22 protein-coding genes are annotated in these 22942 nt (G+C 70.8%); all 22 read left to right on the forward strand.

Going from position 1 to position 22942, the window contains the following annotated elements; all coding sequences use genetic code 11:
* Window positions 1-11: 11 nt before the first annotated feature.
* The 22 genes from lysA (at window position 12) to murA (ending at window position 22655) form a co-directional block, all read left to right on the forward strand.
* Window positions 12-1430, forward strand: coding sequence for a diaminopimelate decarboxylase (lysA, locus tag AB0H71_RS30680; RefSeq protein WP_357027854.1), 1419 nt, complete (start codon window positions 12-14; stop codon window positions 1428-1430).
* Between the two features lie 64 nt (window positions 1431-1494).
* The gene (locus AB0H71_RS30685; RefSeq protein WP_357027856.1) at window positions 1495-2844 is read left to right on the forward strand and encodes a homoserine dehydrogenase; all 1350 of its coding nucleotides are present in this window, start codon (window positions 1495-1497) and stop codon (window positions 2842-2844) included.
* Complete coding sequence (thrC, locus tag AB0H71_RS30690; protein WP_357027859.1) at window positions 2841-3935, forward strand: threonine synthase; 1095 nt, start codon at window positions 2841-2843, stop codon at window positions 3933-3935. The genes AB0H71_RS30685 and thrC overlap by 4 nt, the downstream gene beginning before the upstream one ends.
* 26 nt (window positions 3936-3961) lie before the next feature.
* On the forward strand, window positions 3962-4891 hold the full coding sequence (gene thrB / locus AB0H71_RS30695) for a homoserine kinase (protein WP_357027935.1): 930 nt from the start codon (window positions 3962-3964) through the stop codon (window positions 4889-4891).
* 456 nt (window positions 4892-5347) lie between these two features.
* Window positions 5348-7459: a transcription termination factor Rho gene (rho, locus tag AB0H71_RS30700; RefSeq protein ID WP_357027862.1), complete on the forward strand. Its 2112-nt coding sequence runs from the start codon at window positions 5348-5350 to the stop codon at window positions 7457-7459.
* A gap of 533 nt (window positions 7460-7992) precedes the next feature.
* Window positions 7993-8235: a 50S ribosomal protein L31 gene (rpmE, locus tag AB0H71_RS30705; protein ID WP_357027865.1), complete on the forward strand. Its 243-nt coding sequence runs from the start codon at window positions 7993-7995 to the stop codon at window positions 8233-8235.
* 81 nt (window positions 8236-8316) lie between these two features.
* Window positions 8317-9387, forward strand: coding sequence for a peptide chain release factor 1 (gene prfA / locus AB0H71_RS30710; protein WP_357027868.1), 1071 nt, complete (start codon window positions 8317-8319; stop codon window positions 9385-9387).
* 50 nt (window positions 9388-9437) lie between these two features.
* Entirely contained in the window at window positions 9438-10298 is an 861-nt protein-coding gene (gene prmC, locus AB0H71_RS30715) for a peptide chain release factor N(5)-glutamine methyltransferase (RefSeq protein ID WP_357027871.1), read from the forward strand.
* A gap of 33 nt (window positions 10299-10331) precedes the next feature.
* Window positions 10332-10997 carry an L-threonylcarbamoyladenylate synthase gene (locus AB0H71_RS30720; protein WP_357027874.1) on the forward strand — a complete coding sequence of 222 codons (666 nt, stop codon included), beginning with the start codon at window positions 10332-10334 and terminating at the stop codon, window positions 10995-10997.
* Between the two features lie 20 nt (window positions 10998-11017).
* Window positions 11018-12157: an MraY family glycosyltransferase gene (locus tag AB0H71_RS30725; protein WP_357027877.1), complete on the forward strand. Its 1140-nt coding sequence runs from the start codon at window positions 11018-11020 to the stop codon at window positions 12155-12157.
* 66 nt (window positions 12158-12223) lie between these two features.
* The gene (locus AB0H71_RS30730) at window positions 12224-12640 is read left to right on the forward strand and encodes a hypothetical protein (RefSeq protein ID WP_357027937.1); all 417 of its coding nucleotides are present in this window, start codon (window positions 12224-12226) and stop codon (window positions 12638-12640) included.
* A 237-nt stretch (window positions 12641-12877) separates the two neighbouring features.
* Window positions 12878-13726, forward strand: coding sequence for a F0F1 ATP synthase subunit A (gene atpB, locus AB0H71_RS30735; RefSeq protein ID WP_357027880.1), 849 nt, complete (start codon window positions 12878-12880; stop codon window positions 13724-13726).
* Between the two features lie 75 nt (window positions 13727-13801).
* On the forward strand, window positions 13802-14053 hold the full coding sequence (locus tag AB0H71_RS30740) for an ATP synthase F0 subunit C (protein WP_067646214.1): 252 nt from the start codon (window positions 13802-13804) through the stop codon (window positions 14051-14053).
* 5 nt (window positions 14054-14058) lie between these two features.
* Window positions 14059-14619: a F0F1 ATP synthase subunit B gene (locus AB0H71_RS30745; protein ID WP_357027885.1), complete on the forward strand. Its 561-nt coding sequence runs from the start codon at window positions 14059-14061 to the stop codon at window positions 14617-14619.
* Window positions 14620-14638: 19 nt separating this feature from the next.
* Complete coding sequence (locus tag AB0H71_RS30750; RefSeq protein WP_357027888.1) at window positions 14639-15448, forward strand: F0F1 ATP synthase subunit delta; 810 nt, start codon at window positions 14639-14641, stop codon at window positions 15446-15448.
* A gap of 50 nt (window positions 15449-15498) precedes the next feature.
* Window positions 15499-17136 carry a F0F1 ATP synthase subunit alpha gene (gene atpA / locus AB0H71_RS30755; protein WP_357027891.1) on the forward strand — a complete coding sequence of 546 codons (1638 nt, stop codon included), beginning with the start codon at window positions 15499-15501 and terminating at the stop codon, window positions 17134-17136.
* Window positions 17137-17177: 41 nt separating this feature from the next.
* Window positions 17178-18152 carry a F0F1 ATP synthase subunit gamma gene (locus AB0H71_RS30760; RefSeq protein ID WP_357027893.1) on the forward strand — a complete coding sequence of 325 codons (975 nt, stop codon included), beginning with the start codon at window positions 17178-17180 and terminating at the stop codon, window positions 18150-18152.
* Between the two features lie 30 nt (window positions 18153-18182).
* Window positions 18183-19631, forward strand: coding sequence for a F0F1 ATP synthase subunit beta (atpD, locus tag AB0H71_RS30765; protein ID WP_233016287.1), 1449 nt, complete (start codon window positions 18183-18185; stop codon window positions 19629-19631).
* 6 nt (window positions 19632-19637) lie between these two features.
* Window positions 19638-20015, forward strand: a complete 378-nt coding sequence (locus AB0H71_RS30770; RefSeq protein ID WP_357027895.1) for a F0F1 ATP synthase subunit epsilon — start codon at window positions 19638-19640, stop codon at window positions 20013-20015.
* A gap of 198 nt (window positions 20016-20213) precedes the next feature.
* A complete protein-coding gene (locus tag AB0H71_RS30775; protein WP_357027898.1) occupies window positions 20214-20636 on the forward strand; it encodes a DUF2550 domain-containing protein in 423 nt (140 codons plus the stop codon).
* 1 nt (window position 20637) lies between these two features.
* Window positions 20638-21276 (forward strand): cob(I)yrinic acid a,c-diamide adenosyltransferase, encoded by a 639-nt coding sequence (locus AB0H71_RS30780; protein WP_357027900.1) that lies wholly within the window; start codon window positions 20638-20640, stop codon window positions 21274-21276.
* A gap of 113 nt (window positions 21277-21389) precedes the next feature.
* Window positions 21390-22655, forward strand: coding sequence for a UDP-N-acetylglucosamine 1-carboxyvinyltransferase (murA, locus tag AB0H71_RS30785; protein WP_357027903.1), 1266 nt, complete (start codon window positions 21390-21392; stop codon window positions 22653-22655).
* Window positions 22656-22942: the final 287 nt, after the last annotated feature.

Consider the following 22942-nt stretch of genomic DNA (forward strand, 5'->3'; position numbering starts at 1 on the left):
AAGGACCTACGATGAGCGCCCACCCCGCCGGGCCGCGGCACGCCGCCGAGATCCCGAACTCGCCGAACCTGCCGGAGCGCCCGGCCGCGGCGAGCGTCATGATCGACCTGCCCGAGCACGTCTGGCCGCGCCATGCCGAGCGCGGCGCGGACGGCGTCGTCACCCTGGCCGGGGTCCGGGTGGACGAGCTGGCCCAGGAGTTCGGCACCCCGCTCTTCGTGGTGGACGAGGACGATTTCCGCTCCCGCTGCCGCGACATGGTGCGCGCCTTCGGCCCGGATGCCCGGGTGCACTACGCCTCCAAGGCGTTCCTCTGCGGTGAGATCGCGCGCTGGATCCGGGACGAGGGGCTCTCACTCGACGTCTGCTCCGGCGGCGAGCTGGCCATCGCGCTGCACGCGGGCTTCCCGGCGCACCGGATCGCGCTGCACGGCAACAACAAATCCGTCGCGGAGCTGGAGTCGGCGGTCGAAGCCGGGGTCGGGCACGTGGTGGTCGACTCGCTGATCGAGATCGAGCGGCTGGAGGCGGTCGCGGGCCGGGCCGGCACCGTGCAGGACGTGCTGGTCCGGGTCACCGTCGGCGTGGAGGCGCACACCCACGAGTACATCTCGACCGCGCACGAGGACCAGAAGTTCGGCTTCTCGATCGCCGGCGGCGACGCCATGGAGGCGCTGGCCCGGGTCTTCGAGGCGGACAACCTGCGGCTGGTCGGGCTGCACAGCCACATCGGCTCGCAGATCTTCGAGATCGACGGCTTCGAGATCGCCGCGCGCCGCATGCTCGGGCTGCTCCGGGACGCGGTGGACAAGTTCGGCGCCGAGCGCACCGCGCAGATCGCGACGCTGGATCTCGGTGGCGGCCTCGGCATCTCGTACCTGCCCTCGGACAACCCGCCGCCGCTGGACGAGTTCGCGGCCAAGCTGCGCGAGCTGGTCGTCGCCGAGGCGGCGCGCGCCGGGCTCGCGGTGCCGACCATCGCGGTCGAGCCGGGCCGGGCCATCGCCGGGCCGGGCACCGTCACGCTGTACGAGGTCGGCACCGTCAAGGACGTCTCGCTGGAGGGCGGGCAGCGCAGGCGCTACGTGAGCGTGGACGGCGGCATGAGCGACAATATCCGCCCCGCGCTCTACCAGGCCGACTACGACTGCCGGCTGGTCTCGCGCTCCTCCGAGGCGCCCGCCGTGGTCGCACGCGTGGTCGGAAAGCACTGCGAGAGCGGCGATATCGTCATCCGCGACACCTGGATGCCCGCCGACGCCGGCCCCGGCGACCTGGTGGCGGTCGCCGCCACCGGCGCCTACTGCTACTCGATGTCCAGCCGGTACAACCAGCTGACCCGGCCCGCCGTCGTCGCCGTGCGCGACGGCGAAGCGCGGCTGGTGCTGCGCCGCGAGACCATCGCGGACCTGCTCTCGCTGGAGGTCTGATGACGCGCGTCCGCGCGCCCCGCGCCACGCGGGGTGCCCGGCGCATCGATACGGAGGTGGAACCATGACCGGAGTCCCGCAGGCCGGGTGGGGGCCCGATCGGCCGATCGGGGTGGCCGTGCTCGGCATGGGCAATGTCGGCACCGAGGTGGTGCGCATCCTGCGCGACCACGCCGACGACCTGCGCGCCCGGGTCGGCGCGCCGGTGGTGCTGCGCGGCGTCGCGGTGCGCAGCCTCAAGGACCGCGGCATTCCCGCCGAGCTGCTCACCACCGACCCGGACGAGCTGGTCGCGCGGGACGACGTCGACGTGGTGGTCGAGGTGATCGGCGGCATCGACCCGCCGCGCCGGCTCATCCTGGCCGCGCTGAACGCGGGCAAATCGGTGGTCACCGCGAACAAGGCGCTGCTCGCCGACTACACCGGCGAGCTCGCCGCGGCGGCCGAGCGCAGCCGCGCCGACCTCTACTTCGAGGCCGCGGTGGCGGGCGCCATCCCGGTGGTGCGCCCGCTCATCCAGTCGCTCGCGGGCGATCGGGTGAACCGCGTGGTCGGCATCGTGAACGGCACCACCAACTTCATCCTCTCCGCCATGGACGAGACCGGCGCCGACTACTCGGCGACGCTCGCCGAGGCCACCCGGCTCGGCTACGCCGAGGCCGACCCCACCGCGGACGTCGAGGGGTACGACGCCGCCGCCAAGGCCGCCATCCTGGCCACGCTCGCCTTCCACACCCGGGTCACCGCCGCCGACGTGTACCGCGAGGGCATCTCCCGGATCTCCGCGGAGGACCTGGAGACGGCCTCCGCGGTCAACTGCACCGTCAAACTGCTCGCCATCTGCGAGCGGGTGCCGGAGGCGCCGGGCGAGCCCGCGCCCGCGGACGGCGGCAAGGAGCGGGTCTCGGTGCGGGTCTACCCGGCGCTCATCCCGCGCAAGCACCCGCTGGCCAGCGTGAGCGGCGCCTTCAACGCGGTGGTGGTCGAGGCCGAGGCCGCGGGGCGGCTGATGTTCTACGGCCAGGGCGCCGGCGGCGCGCCGACCGCGTCCGCCGTGCTCGGCGACCTCGTCATGGCGGCGCGGAACAAGTTCTACGGCGGTCGCGCGCCCGGCGAATCGGTTTATGCTGAGCTACCGATCGCGCCGATCGGCGACACGCCGACCCGATACCACGTGAACCTGCAGGTCGAAGACCGGCCGGGGGTCCTGGAGAAGGTCGCCGGCGAATTCGCCGCACACGGGGTGAGCATCTCGACGGTCCGTCAGGGCGGGCACGGCGAGCTTGCGCGCCTGGTGGTCGTCACCCACCACGCGCTGGAGTCGGCGCTCGCGGACACCGTCGCCGCACTGGCGGAGATGGAATCCGTCACACGAGTCACCAGCGTCCTGAGATTGGAAGGCACCGAGGAATGAGTACGACTGGCGTCGCACCGCAGGCAGGGGTGCACTCCCGCTGGCCAGGGCTGATCGCGGCCTACCGCGACCGGCTCGCCGGCGCGGCCGACTGGGAGCCGGTCACGCTGCTGGAGGGCGGCACCCCGCTGGTGCCCGCTCCGCACCTCTCCGAGCTCACCGGGTGCGAGGTGTACCTGAAGGTCGAGGGCGCGAACCCGACCGGCTCGTTCAAGGACCGCGGCATGACCATGGCCATGACCGATGCCAAGTACCGCGGGCAGCGGGCGGTGCTCTGCGCCTCCACCGGCAATACCTCGGCCTCGGCCGCGGCCTACGCCACCAGGGCCGGGCTGCACTGCGCGGTGCTGATCCCGCAGGGCAAGATCGCCATGGGCAAGCTGGCCCAGGCCGTCATGCTCGGCGCGAAGATCATCCAGGTGCAGGGCAACTTCGACGACTGCCTGGAGCTGGCCCGCAAGGTGACCTCGGAGTTCCCCGAGGTCGGGCTGGTGAACTCGGTGAACCCGGCGCGGATCGAGGGGCAGAAGACCGCCGCCTTCGAGATCTGCGACGTGCTCGGCCGCGCCCCCGACGTGCACGCGCTCCCGGTCGGCAACGCGGGCAACATCACCGCCTACTGGCGCGGGTACCGGGAGTACTACGCCGACGGCGTCACCGCCGGGCTGCCGCGCATGCTCGGCGTGCAGGCCGCCGGCGCCGCGCCGCTGGTCAACGGCGCGCCGGTGAAGGACCCGGAGACCATCGCCACCGCCATCCGGATCGGCGCCCCGGCCTCCTGGAACAGCGCGGTGGAGGCCAAGGAGCAGTCCGGCGGCGCCTTCCGCGCCGCCACCGACGACGAGATCCTGGCGGCGTACCGGCTGGTGGCGGCGCGCGAGGGCGTCTTCGTCGAGCCCGCGTCGGCGGCCAGCGTGGCCGGGCTGCTCGCGGCCCGCGCCGAGGGCTGGCTGGAGCCGGGGCTCACCGTGGTCTGCACGGTCACCGGCAACGGCCTCAAGGACCCGGACACCGCGCTCGCCGGCATGCCGGAGGTGCAGGCCGTCCCGGTCGACCCGATCCGGGTCGCGGCCGAACTCGAGCTGGCCTGACGGTGACCCCGCGCGACAGCCAGGTGCTGACCAGAGCCCTGCCCGCCGACCTGACGGCGACGGCCAGGGTCCCGGCCTCCACCGCCAACCTCGGCCCCGGCTTCGACTCGCTCGGCATGGCGCTCGGCATCTACGACGAGATCGAGGTGCGCACAACGGCTACCGGGCTCAGCATCCGGGTCGAGGGCGAGGGCGCCGACGACGTGCCGTGGGGCCCTTCGCATCTCGTGGTCCGCGCCATCGAGCGCGGGCTGGAGGCGGCCGGGGTCTGGGCGGACGGCCTCGACGTGGTGTGCCGCAATGCCATTCCGCACTCCCGCGGCCTCGGCTCCTCGGCCTCCGCGGTGGTCGGCGGGCTGGCGGCGGGGTGCGCGCTGGCGGCCCGGTTCGATCCGGCGCTCGCCGTGACCCCGGACCGGCTGGTGCAGCTGGCCTCGGAGTTCGAGGGCCACCCGGACAACGCCGCGGCCAGCGTGCTCGGCGGCATCGTGGTCTCCTGGACGGAATCGGCGCAGGCGGGCGAGGTGCGCTCGTACCGGGCGGTGCGGCTGGAGCCGCACGCCACGCTGCGCCCGGTGGTGCTGATCCCGCAGGAGCGCTCCTCCACCGCGCACACCCGCGGGCTGCTGCCGGAGACGGTGCCGCACGGCGACGCCGCCTTCAATGTGAGCCGGGCGGCGCTCGCCGTCGTCGCGCTCACCCAGCGCCCCGACCTGCTGCTGCCCGCCACCGCGGACCGGCTGCACCAGGGGCAGCGGGCGCCCGCGCTGCCACTCACCACGGCCTGGATCGCGCGGTTGCGGGAGGCCGGGATCGCGGCCACCGTCTCCGGCGCCGGCCCGACCGTACTGGCCCTCACGACCAGCGGTTTCCCCGATGAGCTGCGCGAGCGGGCGGCCGCCGACGGGCTGCGGGTGCTGGAGCCGGGGATCGCCGGGGGAGTGCTGGCCGGCTGACGGCGAGTCCGTCTTGCCGAGTTTCACACCGGCCAGCTATCCTGGGGATGTCCGTACATCGTGCGCATCAGACGCCGGTGCTTCATCAGGGCAATCGCTCCAGCGGGCTCCGGCCTCGAACCTCCACTCCATGGAGGTGCTGCGCAGCCGCTGCAACTGGAATGATCTCTCCCACCTTTCACCATCGGTGGCGCCCCCGATGATCGAGCCGCCGGTCCGGCGGGCAGGCGATACGGCACAATCCCGGCTCGGCACAGTGCCCGGGCTGCGGAACGGACCCTCGAATCAGCACACGGCACTCGAGGGAAGGAAAGGATTTCCGTGACAGATACGGACCTGCTCGCGACACCCGGGGTGGAATCCAACCCAAGTTCCCCGGGCGGCCGCGAAAGTGACTCCGGGCAGATTTCGACATTGAGCGAGAACACCGACGTCGCACGATCGGGGCTGACTGGAATGTTGTTGCCGCAGTTGCGCGCGCTTGCCGGGGAGCTCGGTATCCGAGGCACCTCCGGCATGCGCAAGGGGGATCTGATCGCCGCCATCAAGGCGAATCAGGCCGGTGGATCCGCTCCGGCGCCGAAGGCCGAGAAGCCCGCCCGCGCCGAGAAGCCCGCCAAGGCCGAGAAGACGCAGGCCGCGGGGGCCGAGGCGCCCGCAGAGCCGCGCCGCGGCCGCGCCGCCAAGGCCGTGCAGGCGACGCTCGATGTCGCTCCGGCCGAGGCCGCGCCCAGCGCGCCGGTGCAGGCGGAGGCCGCGCCGCAGGCGGAGGCGGTACGCGGCGCGGACGCCGGTCGGACGGATGCCCCCGGGACCGACGCGCCCAAGAACGACGCGCCCAAGAACGATGGGCCGCAGGGCGAGGCGCCGCGGGCCGATGTGGCCCGGGGCGATGCTCCGAAGAACGACACCCCCCGCAACGGCGATGCCGCCGACGGCAGGAACGCCGATGGCGCGGACTCCGGCGACGACGCGGGCCGGGACGGCTCCCAGCGTGGCCGCGGCAGGCAGCGGCGCGGCCGTGACCAGGCGCGTTCCGCTGGCGAGGCGCAGGGCGAGGCCCGCGGCAACAGCGGGGACTCCGACGGCGACCAGGGCGACCGCGGCCGCCGCGGCCAGAACAACCGGGGCAACGACAACCGCGGCAACGACCGCGGCGGTGAGAACCGCAACGACAACCGCGGCGGGGACAGCCGCAACGACAACCGCGGCGGCGACAACCGCAGCGACAGCCGCAACGACAACCGCGGTGGCGACAACCGCGGCGATCGCGGCAACGACAACCGCGGTGGCGACGACGACGAGGGCCGCGGCGGCAGGCGGGGCAGGCGCTTCCGCGAGCGCAGGCGCGGCCGCGACCGCGACGGCGGCACCGGCGGCGGCCTCGGCGGCGACACCCGCGAGCCCGAGCTGCGCGATGACGACGTGCTGCAGCCGGTCGCGGGCATCCTCGACGTGCTGGACAACTACGCCTTCGTCCGCACCTCCGGGTACCTGGCCGGGCAGAGCGACGTCTACGTCTCGATGAACCTGGTGCGCAAGAACGGGCTGCGCCGCGGCGACGCCATCACCGGCGCGGTCCGCGCGCCGCGCGACGGCGAGCAGGCCAACCAGCGGCAGAAGTTCGACCCGCTGGTCCGGCTGGACACCGTGAACGGCGGTGACGTCGAGGCGGCCAAGCGGCGCCCCGAGTTCGGCAAGCTGACCCCGCTCTACCCGAACCAGCGGCTCCGGCTGGAGACCCAGCCGAACAAGCTGACCACCCGGGTGATCGACATGATCATGCCGATCGGCAAGGGCCAGCGCGCGCTCATCGTGTCGCCGCCGAAGGCGGGCAAGACCACGATCCTGCAGGACATCGCGAACGCGATCGCGACCAACAACCCCGAGTGCTACCTCATGGTCGTCCTGGTCGACGAGCGTCCGGAAGAGGTCACCGACATGCAGCGCTCGGTGAAGGGCGAGGTCATCGCCTCGACCTTCGACCGGCCGCCGAGCGACCACACCTCGGTCGCCGAGCTCGCCATCGAGCGGGCCAAGCGCCTGGTGGAGATGGGCAAGGACGTGGTGGTGCTGCTCGACTCCATCACCCGCCTCGGCCGCGCCTACAACAACTCCTCGCCCGCCTCCGGCCGGATCCTCTCCGGCGGTGTCGACTCGACCGCGCTTTATCCGCCGAAGCGGTTCCTCGGCGCGGCGCGCAATATCGAGAACGGCGGCTCGCTGACGATCATCGCCACCGCCATGGTGGAGACCGGCTCGACCGGCGACACGGTGATCTTCGAGGAGTTCAAGGGCACCGGCAACGCCGAGCTCAAGCTGGACCGGAAGATCGCCGAGCGCCGGGTGTTCCCCGCGGTCGACGTCAACCCCTCCGGCACCCGCAAGGACGAGCTACTGCTGAGCCCCGACGAGGCGGCCGTGCTGCACAAGCTGCGCCGCGTGCTGTCCGGGCTGGACTCGCACCAGGCGATCGATCTGCTGATCGACCGCCTGAAGAAGTCCAGGAACAACCTGGAGTTCCTCATGCAGGTGAGCAAGACCGCGCCGGGCGCGCTCGACGAGTGAGCTGACGCGTTCCCGGACGGGGGCTCCGCCGCGGCGGGGCCCCCGTTCGCGCGTCCGGGGCGGGGCGAAGAAGAGCGCGCCGATCCCGGCGGCGCCCGCCACCAGGAAGGCCGTGATGACCGCGGCGGGGTCGGGGTGCGGCTGGATCGCGGCGGCCTCGGCCACGCTCACCGCCGGGGCGGGCGTCTCCGGGGAGCCGTCCCCCGGCAGCGCGAGCGCGCCACCGGCGGCGAGGACGGCGAGCAGCGAGAGAACGAGGGCGGCACCACGTACGGTCACGGCCACTCCTTCGGTGTCGGCGGCTGACGTCGCCGTTCGACCGTAGGTCGCGGCCCGTGCCGAAGTCCCGAGTAGCGCACTACCCGACCGGCGGGAATGAACTGCCGGGCGGAGGCGTTTTGGGAGGGTAACGGCTGCTCTGGCATACTGAACGGCTGTTGCGCCCGCTCGTTCGAGCAGGACTCCCCGCCTAGTCGGTTCCGGTTCACGTCCACGCCCGTGGGCGACCCGGCGACCATTTCGAGAGGACACCCATGAAGGCCGGAATCCACCCCACCTACGTCGACACCACCGTCGTCTGCGGTTGCGGGAACACCTTCCAGACCAAGAGCACCAAGGAGTCGGGGCAGATCACCGTCGAGGTCTGCTCGCAGTGCCACCCCTTCTACACCGGCAAGCAGAAGATCCTGGACACCGGTGGCCGCGTGGCCCGCTTCGAGGCCCGCTACGGCAAGCGCGCCGGCAAGAAGGCGGAGGCCGAGGCCGACGCCAAGTAGCGCTCCCCCCGACGCCCGGTCCTGCTCGCGCAGGCCGGGCGTCGGTGTTTTGTCGGCACCCGAAGCGATGAAGGAAGCACCGTGACGCAACCGTCCGCGATCGACGACATCTTGGCCGAGCACGCCGGCCTGGAGGCGCAGCTCGCCGATCCGGCGCTGCACAACGACCCCGGCGCCGCGCGCCGGGTGGGCAAGCGCTTCGCCGAGCTGGCCCCGGTCATGAGCACCTACCGCAAGCTGGCGGCCACCCGCGACGACCTCGCCGCCGCCGAGGAGCTCGCCGCCGACGACGCCTCCTTCGCCGCCGAGGTGCCCGAGCTGCGCGCCCAGGCTGAGGAGCTGGAGCGCACCCTCGCCGACCTGCTCGCCCCGCGCGACCCGCACGACGGCGACGACGTGGTGCTGGAGCTCAAGTCGGGGGAGGGCGGCGAGGAGTCGGCGCTCTTCGCCTCCGACCTGGCCCGGATGTACCTGCGCTACGCCGAGCGGCACGGCTGGCGGGTCGAGGTGCTCGACGCCACCCCGTCCGATCTGGGCGGCTACAAGGACGCCACGCTCTCCATCAAGAGCCGCGACCCGGCCCGCGACGGCGTGTGGTCGCGGCTCAAGTTCGAGGGCGGGGTGCACCGGGTGCAGCGGGTGCCGGTCACGGAGTCGCAGGGCCGGATCCACACCTCGGCCGCCGGGGTGCTGATCTACCCGGAGCCGGACGAGATCGAGCAGGTGCAGATCGACGAGTCCGACCTGCGGGTCGACGTCTACCGCTCCTCCGGCAAGGGCGGCCAGGGCGTCAACACCACCGACTCCGCGGTCCGCCTCACCCACCTGCCCACCGGCATCGTGGTGACCTGCCAGAACGAGCGCTCGCAGCTGCAGAACAAGGCGCGCGCCATGCAGGTGCTCGCGGCCCGGCTGCAGGCGCAGGCCGAGGAGCAGGCGGAGCAGGAGTCCGCCGCCGGGCGGGCGGCGCAGATCCGCACCGTCGACCGCTCCGAGCGGATCCGCACCTACAACTTCCCAGAGAACCGCATCACCGATCACCGCATCGGCTTCAAGGCGCACAACCTGGACGCCGTCCTCGACGGCGAGCTGGACGCCGTCCTGGACGCCCTCGGCAAGGCCGACCGCGAAGCGCGCATGGCGGCGGAGTAGCCGCGACCCCGGCCGCCGATCGGCCGGGGCCGGTGCGGCAGAGTGAAGGCGTGAGCCGCGTTCCCGTCCGCCCCGAGATCCAGGCCGCTGCCGAGCGCCTCGCCGACGCCGGGGTGGCGAGTCCCCGGTTCGACGCGGAGTCGCTGGCCGCGCACGTGCTCGGTATCGAGCGCTCGCGGCTCGCGCTCGCCCCCCTGCTCGAACCCGAGCAGGTCGGGCGCTACCGCGAGCTGGTCGGACAGCGCGCGCGGCGCATCCCGCTGCAACACCTCACCGGCACCGCGCCGATGGGCCGGATAGACCTGGCCGTCGGTCCCGGCGTCTTCGTCCCCCGCCCGGAGACCGAACTCCTCTTCGCCTGGGCCCTGGCCCAGCTGGAGGCCGTGCACGCCCCGACCATCGTCGACCTCTGCACCGGCTCCGGCGCGCTCGCCCTCGCCCTGGCCAACGCCCGCCCCGACGCCGCCGTGCACGCGGTCGAGCTCGACCCCGCCGCCCTCGCCTGGGCCCGCCGCAACGCCGACGCCAGGGCGGCCGCGGGCGACACCCCCATCACGCTGTACGCGGGCGACGTCACCGCCCCCGACACCCTCGCCGAGCTGAACGGTCGGGTCGACCTGCTGGTCGCCAACCCGCCCTACGTCCCCGACGACGCCGCACTCGATCCCGAAGTGGCCGAACACGATCCGCCGCTCGCGCTGTTCGGCGGCCCGGACGGCCTGCGCGTCATCGACACCATGCTGCCCACCATCACCCGCCTGCTCCGCCCCGGCGCCGCGGCCGGCGTCGAGCACGACGACTCGCACGGCGCGCAGGTCGCGGCGCTGTTCACCGCCGCCGGGTACACCGCGGCCACCGAGCACCGCGACCTCGCGGACCGCCCCCGCTTCGTCACCGCCACCCGTGGCTGAGCCGGGCGCAAGGCGCGTGACAGGATGGGGCCCGTGAGTACCGTCTACGACTGCGCGGATCCCGATTCGCGCGCGGCCGGACTGACCGCGGCCACCAGCGCGCTGAAATCCGGGCGCCTGGTGGTGATGCCGACCGACACGCTCTACGGCCTCGCCGCCGACGCCTTCGACTCGTCGGCCGTGGCCGCGCTGCTCGCCGCCAAGCGGCGCGGGCGCGATATGCCGGTGCCGGTGCTGGTCGGCTCCTGGAACACCATCGACGGCCTGGTCTTCTCGGTCCGCCCGCAGGCCCGCGAGCTGATCCAGGCGTTCTGGCCGGGCGGGCTCAGCCTGGTGGTGGAGCAGGCGCCCTCGCTGGCCTGGGATCTCGGCGACACCCGCGGCACCGTCATGCTGCGGATGCCGCTGCACCCGGTGGCGCTGGAGCTGCTGCGCGAGGTCGGGCCGCTCGCGGTCTCCAGCGCGAACGTCTCCGGGCAGCCGCCCGCCACCACCGCCGCGCAGGCCCGCGAGCAGCTCGGCGAGCTGATCGGGGTGTACCTGGACGGCGGTCCGGCCGAGCACGCGGTGGCCTCCACCATCGTCGACCTGACCGCCGACCAGCCGCGCGTCCTGCGCGAGGGCGCCGTCTCCGTGGCCGATATCGCCGAGGTGCTCGGCATGTCGCCGGAGGCGCTGAGCAGCCCCGTCTCCCGGTAGCCGGGGGTTCGAACTCACCGATGATCGGTTCGGGCGCTGTTGTCCCCCTGCGCGAGCTCGTGCTCGTGCTGCTCGTCTCCGCCACCGTCACCTTCCTGGTCACCGGCGGCATCCGGGTGCTGGCGATCGCCTTCGGCGCGGTCGCGGTGCCGCGCGACCGCGATGTGCACATCAAGCCGATCCCGCGGATGGGCGGCGTCGGAATGTACATCGGCGTGGTGGCCGCGGTGCTCTTCGCGCACCAATTGCCCGCGCTGCGGCGCGGTTTCGACTACGCGCCGGATATCCCGGCGGTGCTGGTCGCGGCGACCATCATCGTGGCCGTCGGCATCGTGGACGACCGCTGGGGGCTGGACGCGCTGACCAAGTTCGCCGGCCAGGTCACCGCGGCGGGTGTCATGGCGGTGATGGGGCTGAGCTGGTACGTGGTCTACAACCCGTTCGGCAACACCACCGTGGTGCTGGACGCGCTGCAGGGCGGGCTGGTCACCGTCGCGGTCAGCGTCACCCTGATCAACGCGATGAACTTCGTCGACGGGCTGGACGGCCTCGCCGCCGGGCTCGGGCTGATCTGCGCGATCGCCGTCTTCGTGTTCTCCGTCGGGCTGCTCTACGAGCAGGGCGGCGACGTGAACACCTACCCGCCCGCCCTGCTCGCGGCCGCGCTGGCCGGCGGCTGCCTCGGCTTCCTCCCGCACAATTTCCAGCCGGCCAGGATCTTCATGGGCGACTCCGGCTCCATGCTGATCGGGCTCATGCTGGCCGCCGTCTCCACCGGTGCCTCCGGCCGGATCCCGCTCACCGGCTACGGCCCGCGCGATTTCGTCGGCCTGCTCTCGCCGCTGCTGCTGGTCGGCGCGGTGATGTTCATCCCGGTGCTCGACCTGCTGCTCGCCATCGTGCGCCGGGTGCGCGCCGGGGTGAGCTTCTCCACCCCGGACAAGATGCACCTGCACCACCGGCTGCTGCAGATCGGCCACTCGCACCGGCGCGTCGTGCTGCTCATCTACTTATGGGTCGGCGTGCTCGCCTTCGGCGCCGTCGGCACCTCCCTGATGGACCGCCGCCTGGTGGTGCTGCTGATGGCGGGCGGGCTGGTGTTCGCGCTGGTCGTGACGGCCGTGCCCGGGATCAGGCAGCGCCAGCGGGCCGAGCACTGAACCGCCTTCGGTAGAGTCGCCCCCGTGACTTCCGCGCCCCGCACCGAACCAGGTCCCGACGCGCCGATGCGCGCCGCGCTGCGGTACGGGGTGATCGGCCTCGGCGTACTGCTGGTGGCGTCGGTGGCGCTGGCCACCGCGCTGGCGGGCACCGCGGGGCTCTGGGGCGCGCTGCTCGGCTCGGCCATCGGCGGCGGCTTCATCCTGGCCACCGCGGCGATGGTGCTCTTCACCGGCAAGCTGGCGCCGAGCACCGCGCAGCTGGTGATCCTGGCGAGCTGGGCCGGGAAGCTGCTGCTCGCCCTGGTGGTGATCGGCGTGCTGCGCCGTTTCGATTTCTTCGATCCGGTCGCGCTGTTCTTGACCGTGGTCGCCGCATTGCTCATCGTGCTCGGCGCGGAGACCTACGGCGTGCTCAGCCAGAAGGTCCCCTACGTGGATCCGCCGACCGGAAACGCCAATGGAACCGCTGGTCAAGGCTGAATACGCCCCACCTACACACTGTCGTAGACAACTTGGTAAAGTAAAGGTAAGCAAGCGACCGTGCGGGTGGATCCGGAAGGTCCCGAACCGGCCGCTATGCTTACTGCCGTACCGGGCCGGGAGGCTCCGGTTCTGCATGTCGACGAATGTCGCCGACACACGTACAGACGCCAACGCGGAATCCCGCCCAGCTGCTGACGACCTCGCGCCGACCTGAGTCGACCACCCTGATCGTCAATGTCCGATCGAACCGCGGATACGAGAGAACCCGCGGCCCGAACACGGGAGAGAACGCTGAGCGTCACCACTTTGGCCGCGGAATTCCACGCGCCATCGCTAACCGACTTCTTCCCTCCGGCGCTGCTGTTCGAGGGAACCCCGTTCGAACTCGATCGACTGATGCTCGTCCGGCTTCTGATGACGGCGGTGCTGGTCGCGTTCCTGCTGGTGGCTTTCCGTAATCCGCGGCTGGTGCCGCGCGGCCTGCAGAATATCGGCGAGACCGCGGTGGTCTTCGTCAAGGAGCAGATCGCCGACGAAGTGCTCGGCAAGGAGGGCGGCCGCAGATTCCTGCCGCTCATCGCGACCATCTTCTTCACGGTTCTCTTCCTGAACTTCTCCGGCATCATCCCGGGCCTGAACATCTCCTCGAACGCGCGCATCGGTATGCCGCTGGTGCTGGCCGTGATCGCGTATATCGCGTTCAACTACGTGGGCATCAAGAAGTACGGCTTCCTGAAGTACATGCGCAGCAGCATCGTGGTGCCGAACGTCCCGCCCGCGCTGCACCTGCTGCTGATTCCGATCGAATTCGTCTCGACGTTCATCCTGCGGCCGTTCACGCTGACCGTCCGGCTCATGGCCAACATGCTGGCCGGGCACATCATGCTGGTGCTGTTCTTCAGCGCCACCTGGTACTTCCTGTTCGACGCCACGGCGTGGATGAAGGTGTTCTCGCCCTTCTCGCTGCTCGCGGGAATCGGGTTCACCCTGTTCGAGCTGCTGGTCATCTTCCTGCAGGCCTACGTGTTCGCACTGCTGACCGCCGTGTACATCAGCCTCGCGCAGCACGCCGATTCTCACTGACCGCATACCGCATACCGCATACCTGCTGCACCCAGCCGACCGGCGGGTGAGCAACAGAAAGGGAATGGAAGACTCATGAGCCTCTCGTACCTGGCCCAGGAAGCTGCCACCAACACCGAATCGACGATCAGCGGACTCGGCGCCGTCGGTTACGGTCTGGCCGCCATCGGCCCGGGCATCGGCGTCGGCATCGTCGTCGGCAAGGCGATCGAGGGCATCGCTCGCCAGCCCGAGCTGCAGGGCACCATTCGGACCAACATGTTCCTCGGCATCGCGTTCACCGAGGCGCTGGCCCTGATCGGCCTCGTGGCCGGCTTCATCTTCTGATTCCGATGAACGCCTACGCCGTATTCGCAGCGACCGAGGGCGAGGATGTGAATCCCCTCCTCCCCGAGACCTACGACATCGTCTGGTCGATCGTCTGCGTCGTCATCATCGGGGCCGTCTTCTACAAGTACGTGATCCCGCGGCTGACGAAGGTGCTCGACGAGCGCTCGGACAAGATCGAGGGCGGCATCGCGCGTGCCGAGGCCGCGCAGGAAGAGGCCAAGCAGACGCTGCAGCAGTACCAGCAGCAGCTGACCGACGCCCGCACCGACGCCGCGCGCATCCGCGAGGAGGCGCGCACCCAGGGTCAGCAGATCCTCGCGCAGCTGCGCGCGGAAGCCCAGGCCGAGAGCGACCGCATCGTCGCCTCCGGTCACGCCCAGCTGGAAGCCCAGCGCCAGCAGATCCTCACCGAGCTGCGCTCCGAGGTCGGCCGGACCGCCGTCGACCTGGCTGAGAAGATCATCGGTCAGTCGGTCTCCGACGAGGCCAAGCAGGCCGCGTCGATCGACCGGTTCCTGAACGAGCTCGACCAGTCGGATGCCGGCATCGGGGTCGGAAGGTAGCGACGCGAAAGTGAGAAGCATGTACGCAGCGAGCCGAGAGGCCAGCTCCCGGTCACGGGAGGCGCTCCGGGCCGCCTTGACCGGAAGCGACAGCGCAGCCGCCACCACGGGGTCGGAACTGTTCGCCGTTGTCTCCGTGCTGGACGACCAGCGTTCGCTGCGTGTGGCGCTCGCGGACGTGTCGGTGCCGGGCTCGGCGCGGGCCGAGCTCAGTGAGCGGCTCTTCGGCGGCAAGGTCAGCCCCGCCACCCTGGCGGTGCTGACCACCGCGGTCGCCCAGCACTGGTCGCGCACCTCCGACCTGATCGACACCCTGGTCCTGCTCGGTCAGGAGGCGTTGCTCGCCTCCGCGTCGGACAGCTCCCGGCTGGACGCGGTCGAGGACGAGCTGTTCCGGCTCGGCCGGATCATCGCCGACAACCCGGAGCTGGAGCAGGCGCTCTCCGACCGGAGCAAGCCCGCGCAGGCCAAGCGCGACCTGCTCGACCGGCTGCTCTCCGGCAAGACCGAGAGCATCACCCTGACCCTCGCGGAGCAGGTGGTGTCCCGGCAGCGCGGTCCGCTCGGCGCGGCCTTCGACGACCTGTCCGCGCTGGCGGCGGCCCGTCGTGACCAGATCGTCGCCCACGTGCGCGCGGCGGTCGACCTGACCGAGCGGCAGCGCGACCGGCTGGCCGGCTCGCTGCAGCGCATCTACGGCAAGCCGGTCACCGTGCACGTGCAGGTCGACCCGAGCTTGCTCAGCGGCCTGGTCGTGCACATCGGCGACGACGTGATCGACGGCAGTGCCACCGGCCGACTGGAGCGGCTGCGCCGGGCGCTGGCCTAGGCGCGCCCACCCCCCGACATTCGAGACCAGACAGCGAGAGCAGGAAGAACATGGCGGAGCTGACGATCTCCACCGACGAGATCCGTAGCGCGATCGAGAGCTACACCCAGAGCTACACCCCCGAGACCTCCATCGAAGAAGTGGGTGTCGTCACCGACACCAGCGACGGCATCGCGCATGTCAGCGGCCTGCCCTCGGCGATGTCGAACGAGCTGCTCGAGTTCCCCGGCGGCGTGCTCGGCGTGGCGCTGAACCTGGAGGACCGCGAGATCGGTGCGGTCATCCTCGGCGAGTACGCGAACATCGAGGAGGGCCAGGAGGTCCGGCGCACCGGCAACGTGCTCTCGGTCCCGGTCGGCGACAAGTTCCTCGGCCGCGTGGTGAACCCGCTCGGCCAGCCCATCGACGGCCTCGGCGACATCGAGGCCGACGAGCAGCGCGTGCTGGAGCTGCAGGCCGCCACCGTGCTGGAGCGCCAGCCGGTCGAGGAGCCGCTGGCCACCGGCATCACCGCCATCGACGCCCTGACCGCCATCGGCCGCGGCCAGCGCCAGCTGATCATCGGCGACCGCAAGACCGGCAAGACCGCGGTCGCGATCGACGCCATCCTGAATCAGAAGGCGAACTGGGAGACCGGCGACCCGACCAAGCAGGTCCGCTGCATCTACGTCGCGATCGGCCAGAAGGGCTCCACCATCGCCGGTGTGAAGTCCGCGCTGGAGGAGCACGGCGCGCTGGAGTACACCACCATCGTGGCGGCCCCGGCGTCGGACTCGGCCGGCTTCAAGTGGCTGGCCCCGTACACCGGCTCGGCCATCGGCCAGCACTGGATGTACCAGGGCAAGCACGTCCTGATCGTCTTCGACGACCTGACCAAGCAGGCCGAGGCGTACCGCGCCATCTCGCTGCTGCTGCGCCGCCCGCCGGGCCGCGAGGCTTACCCGGGTGACGTCTTCTACCTGCACTCCCGGCTGCTGGAGCGCTGCGCCAAGCTCTCCGACGAGATGGGCGCGGGCTCGATGACCGGCCTCCCGATCATCGAGACCAAGGCCAACGACATCTCGGCCTTCATCCCGACCAACGTCATCTCGATCACCGACGGCCAGGTCTTCCTGGAGTCCGACCTGTTCAACAAGGGCGTCCGCCCCGCGATCAACGTCGGCACCTCGGTCTCCCGCGTCGGTGGCGCCGCCCAGACCAAGGGCATGAAGAAGGTCGCGGGCTCGCTGCGCCTGGAGATGGCCCAGTACCGCGAGCTGGAGGCGTTCTCCGCCTTCGCCTCCGACCTGGACGCCGCCTCGCTGGCCCAGCTGGAGCGCGGCGCGCGCTGGACCGAGCTGCTCAAGCAGGACCAGTACACCCCGGTCGCGGTCGAGGACCAGATCGTCTCGATCTACCTGGTAGACGCCGGCTACTACGACTCGGTGCCGGTGGCGGATGTCCGCCGCTTCACCCGGGACCTGCTGGCCGACCTGCACAGCAGCGCGCCCGAGGCGTTCGAGTCGATCGCCGGCGGCAAGGTGCTGCAGGGCGACGCCGCCGACGCCATCAAGACCGCGACGGACAACTTCAAGCAGGGCTTCCTCGCCTCCGACGGCAGCCGCGTGGTGAACGAGGCCGACGCCGGCGAGCTGGGCAAAGAAGAGGTCGAGTCGCTGTCGGTCACCCGCAAGACGATCGACAAGTGACCGGCAGCCCGACCACGGGAACGAAGGGAGTGTGATCAGCGATGCCGAGCCTGCGTGAACTGCGCTCCCGCATCCGTGGCGTGAACTCGATCAAGAAGATCACCAAGGCCCAGGAGCTGATCGCGACCTCGCGCATCTCCAAGGCGCAGGCGCGGGTCGCCGCGGCCAAGCCGTACGCCGAGGAGATCACCAAGGTGCTCGGCGAGCTCGCGAGCGCGTCGAAGAACCTGACGCACCCGCTGCTCACCGAGCGGGAGAACCCGCGCCGCGCCGCCATCCTGGTCGTGACCAGCGACAGCGGCATGGCCGGTGGGTACAACTCGAACGTGCTCAAGCGCGCCGAGGAGCTCATCACCACGCTGCGCGGCGAGGGCAAGGAGCCGGTGCTGTACGTCATGGGCAACAAGGGCCTGACGTACTACACCTTCCGCAACCGCGAGGTGGTCGCGTACTGGACCGGGTTCTCGCAGCAGCCGAAGTACACCGACGCCTCGCCCGCGTGCAGGCACCTGGTGGAGGCCTTCATGGCCGGTTCGGCGGGCACCGTCCCGGCGCCGGACGGCACCGGCGAGATCGAGGGCGTCGACGAGCTGCACATCGTGTACACCCGGTTCGTCTCCATGCTGACGCAGACCCCCGAGGTCCGCAGGCTGGCGCCGATCCAGGTGAGCTTCGTCGAGGAGCACATCGAAATGGGCGAGGACAGCCTGAGCGACTCGCCGAACGCCGACCAGGTGACGGCGCAGTACGAGTTCGAGCCCGACGCCGACGTACTGCTGGCGGCGCTGCTGCCGAAGTACGTGAACACGCGTATCTACGCGTCGTTGCTCGACGCAGCGGCATCCGAGTCAGCGGCTCGGCGCACCGCAATGAAGGCCGCCACCGACAATGCCAACGAACTGGCGAGCGTCCTGTCCCGGCAGGCGAACTCGGTGCGTCAGGCCCAGATCACGCAGGAAATCAGCGAGATCGTCGGCGGCGTCAACGCCCTGGCGGCCAGCTCGGACCGCGACTGAGCACATCGACATCAGGAAGAGAACCAACCAATGACCGCAGCTGTCACCCAAGACAACACGAGCCGGACCGGTGGCGCCGCAGGCCGCGTCGTCCGGGTCATCGGCCCCGTCGTGGACGTGGAGTTCCCGCGCGGCGCGATCCCCGAGCTCTTCAACGCCCTGAACGCCGAGATCACCCTGACCGCGGTGGCCAAGACGCTCACCCTCGAGGTCGCGCAGCACCTCGGCGACAACATCGTGCGCACCATCTCGATGGAGCCGACCGACGGCCTGGTCCGCGGCACCACCGTGACCGACTCCGGCAAGCCGATCTCGGTGCCGGTCGGTGACATCGTCAAGGGCCACGTCTTCAACGCCCTCGGCGAGTGCCTGGACAGCCCCGGCCTCGGCCGGGACGGCGAGCAGTGGGGCATCCACCGCAAGCCGCCGAGCTTCGACCAGCTCGAGGGCAAGACCGAGATCCTGGAAACCGGCATCAAGGTCATCGACCTGCTGACCCCGTACGTGAAGGGCGGCAAGATCGGCCTCTTCGGCGGCGCGGGCGTCGGCAAGACCGTGCTGATCCAGGAGATGATCACCCGTATCGCGCGGGAGTTCTCCGGCACCTCGGTGTTCGCCGGCGTCGGCGAGCGCACCCGTGAGGGCACCGACCTCCGCCTGGAGATGGAGGAGATGGGCGTCCTCCAGGACACCGCGCTCGTCTTCGGCCAGATGGACGAGCCGCCGGGCACCCGCATGCGCGTCGCGCTCTCCGCGCTGACCATGGCGGAGTACTTCCGCGATGTGCAGCACCAGGACGTGCTGCTCTTCGTCGACAACATCTTCCGCTTCACCCAGGCGGGCTCCGAGGTCTCCACCCTGCTCGGCCGCATGCCCTCCGCGGTCGGCTACCAGCCGACCCTGGCGGACGAGATGGGCGAGCTGCAGGAGCGGATCACCTCGACCCGCGGCCGCTCGATCACCTCGCTGCAGGCGATCTACGTGCCCGCGGACGACTACACCGACCCGGCCCCGGCCACCACCTTCGCCCACCTGGACGCGACGACCGAGCTCTCCCGCCCGATCTCGCAGAAGGGCATCTACCCCGCCGTCGACCCGCTGACCTCGACGTCGCGGATCCTGGAGGCGTCGATCCTGGGTGAGCGGCACTTCGCGGTCGCCAACGAGGTGAAGCGGATCCTGCAGAAGTACAAGGAGCTGCAGGACATCATCGCCATCCTCGGCATGGACGAGCTCTCCGAGGAGGACAAGGTCCTCGTCGGCCGGGCCCGCCGCCTGGAGAAGTTCCTCGGCCAGAACTTCATCGTCGCCGAGAAGTTCACCGGTCAGCCGGGCTCGGTGGTTCCGCTGGAGCAGACCATCGAGGACTTCGAGCGGGTCACCAAGGGCGAGTTCGACCACCTGCCGGAGCAGGCGTTCAACTCCTGCGGCGGGCTCGACGACGTCGAGGCGGCCGCCAAGCGGATCGCCGGGAAGTAGTCACCGATGGCTGAAATGTCGGTTGACCTCGTCGCGGTGGAGCGGCGGCTCTGGTCGGGCACGGCGTCCTTCGTCAGTGCGCAGACCACCGAGGGCCAGATCGGCATCATGCCGGGCCACGAGCCGCTGCTCGGCCAGCTGGTCGAGGGCGGCACCGTGAGCATCGTGCCCACCGAGGGCGAGCGCATCGTCGCGGCGGTGCACGGCGGCTTCTTCTCGGTGACCGCCAATACGGTCCGCGTGCTCGCCGAATCGGCCGAGCTGGCGGGCGAGGTCGACGTGGAGGCCGCCCGCGGCGTGCTCTCCGACGCGTCGGCCTCCGAGGACGAGGTGCGGGTCGCCCAGGGCCGGGTGCGCGCCTACGAGCGCAACGCCGAGGCCTGACCCCCGCGCCCGGATACGCCCACTGTCGGCGGCGAGAAATTCTCGCCGCCGACAGTGTCGTTTCGGCGGTTGTTCAGGCGATGTTCCGCCCGGCCCCGGCGGCCAGGGAAAGCGGGGCGCGCCGCTCGTGATTGAATGGCGACGAGGGACCCGCGAATCGGCGGTGCGAGCGAGAGGACCACAGCATTGGGAACCGGGATGATTCTGTTGATCATTCTGGTGCTGCTGCTCGTCTGTCTCGCCCTCGCCTCCACCTATCGCCTGATCATGTTGCGGCGCGGCGGAACCGCCGCGCTGCTGCGCGTGCTGCCCGCGCGCGGCGGCCAGCGCTGGCGGCACGGCCTGATCCGCTACGACGAGGATCGCCTCGTCTTCTACAAGCTCACCAGCCTGAGATTCGGGCCGGATTCGGTGATCACCCGGCTCGGTATCGAGATCGGCGAGCGCCGCGGCCCGCGCGGTGACGAGTTCGACATCATGACCGACGACATCGTGGTGATCGCGGTGGCCGACAAGGAGGGCGAATTCGAGCTCGCGCTCGATCGCAACTCCCTCACCGCCTTCCTCTCCTGGGTGGAGTCGCGCCCGTCGGACCGCTCCCGCCGCATGCAAGGCAGATGACATGAACGTGCACCTCACCCGGATCTACACCCGCACCGGCGACGACGGCAGCACCGGGCTGAGCGATTTCTCCCGGGTCTCCAAGAACGACCCGCGGCTCGCGGCCTACGCCGACTGCGACGAGACCAATGCCGCGCTCGGGGTCGCGCTCGCGCTCGGGGCGCCGCCGCCGGAGCTCGCCGAGGTGCTGCGCGGCATCCAGAACGATCTGTTCGACGCCGGCGCCGATCTCTCCACCCCGGTGGTCGCCGAGCCGGAGTACCCGCCGCTGCGCATCACCGAGCCCTACATCGAGCGGCTGGAGCGGTGGTGCGACGAGTTCAATGCCGAACTGGCGCCGCTGAATTCGTTCATCCTGCCGGGCGGGACGGCGCTCGCGGCGCTGCTGCACACCGCGCGCACGGTGGCGAGGCGGGCCGAGCGCTCGGCCTGGGCGGCGATCGAGGCGCACCCGGAGGACACCTCGGTGCTCCCGGCCAAGTACCTCAACCGCCTCTCCGACCTGCTCTTCATCCTGTCCAGGGTCGCCAACCCGGGCGGTGATGTGCTCTGGCAGCCCGGCGGCGGCCGGGAACGCGGTGCCGGGGCCGCCGGCCGGACGGCGGCGCCCGACGCCGCGGCGGACGGCCTTGACGGCTGAGCCGACGAACCGGGTGAATCCGGATACCGGCAACCTGCGCGGGCTGGTCACCGAGGACCCGCGTCGCAACTATCCTTGCATCCAACGGTGCGCCGACAATGCGGAGAGGCGGCATGGAACGGTTTCTGGTCACGGGCGGTAATCGCCTGGTCGGCGAGGTCGAGGTGGGGGGCGCGAAGAACAGCGTCCTCAAGCTGATGGCAGCCGCCCTCCTCGCCGAGGGCACCACCACCATCACCAACATCCCGGACATCCTCGACGTCCCGCTGATGGCCGACGTGCTGCGCGGCCTCGGCTGCGAGGTGGCGATCGACGGCTCGTCGGTCACCATCAACACCCCGGCCGAGCCCAAGTACCACGCCGACTTCCCGGCGGTCACCCAGTTCCGCGCCTCGGTGTGCGTGCTCGGCCCGCTCATGGCGCGGTGCAAGCGGGCGGTGGTCGCGCTGCCCGGCGGCGACGCCATCGGCTCCCGGCCGCTCGACATGCACCAGGCCGGGCTCCGGCTGCTCGGCGCGACCAGCGAGATCGAGCACGGCTGCGTGGTCGCCAGGGCCGACGAGCTGCAGGGCGCCCGGATCCGGCTGGACTTCCCCTCGGTCGGCGCCACCGAGAACATCCTGATGGCCGCGGTGCTCGCCGAGGGCGAGACGGTGCTCGACAACGCCGCCCGGGAGCCGGACATCGTCGACCTCTGCACCATGCTCAGCCGGATGGGGGCGCAGATCAGCGGCGCGGGCACCTCGGTGCTCACCATCCAGGGCGTGAAGCGGCTCGCGCCGACCACACACCGGGTGATCGGCGACCGCATCGTCGCGGCCACCTGGGGGATCGCCGCCGCCATGACCCAGGGCGACGTCCGGGTCACCGGGGTGAACCCCAAGCACCTCTCGCTGGTGCTGGACAAACTGCGCTCGGCCGGCTCGCGGATCTCCTTCGAGCCCAACGGCTTCCGCGTGGTGCAGCCGGAACGGCCACGCGCGGTGAACTTCTCGACGCTGCCGTTCCCCGGCTTCCCGACCGACCTGCAGCCGATGGCCATCGGCCTCGCCGCGGTGGCGGACGGCACCTCGATGATCACCGAGAACATCTTCGAGGCGCGATTCCGCTTCGTGGAGGAGATGATCCGGCTCGGCGCCGATGCCAGGACCGACGGGCACCACGCCGTCGTGCGCGGCATCCCGCGGCTCTCCAGCGCTCCGGTCTGGTCCTCGGACATCAGGGCCGGCGCCGGGCTGGTGCTGGCCGGGCTGGTGGCCGACGGCACCACCGAGGTGCACGACGTCTTCCACATCGACCGCGGGTACCCCCGGTTCGTCGAGCAGTTGCAGGAGCTGGGCGGCGCGGTCGAGCGGGTGACCGTTGAAAAACGTTCCTGACCAGGCGATTTGACATCGCACAGCGAGCGACGTAACTTTTAACCCGTCAGAGCGACACGGACACCGACCCGGGAGACCGGGACACGAGGTTGGACGGCTGAGCGCCTGACGGATTTGGATACTAGCTCTTGATGAGCTACGCTGGTCCAACAGCCTCACTGAAACTCCGGAGAATATCTGGCGCGAAGGTGTGTGCGTGTGTTCTTTGAGAACTCAATAGTGTGTCGATGAATGTCAGTGCCAAAGATTATTTGGTGCCCGGCTTCTTGCACCCCCGTGTGAGGGTC

Source organism: Nocardia sp. NPDC050697 (assembly GCF_040654395.1).
GTDB lineage: Bacteria > Actinomycetota > Actinomycetes > Mycobacteriales > Mycobacteriaceae > Nocardia.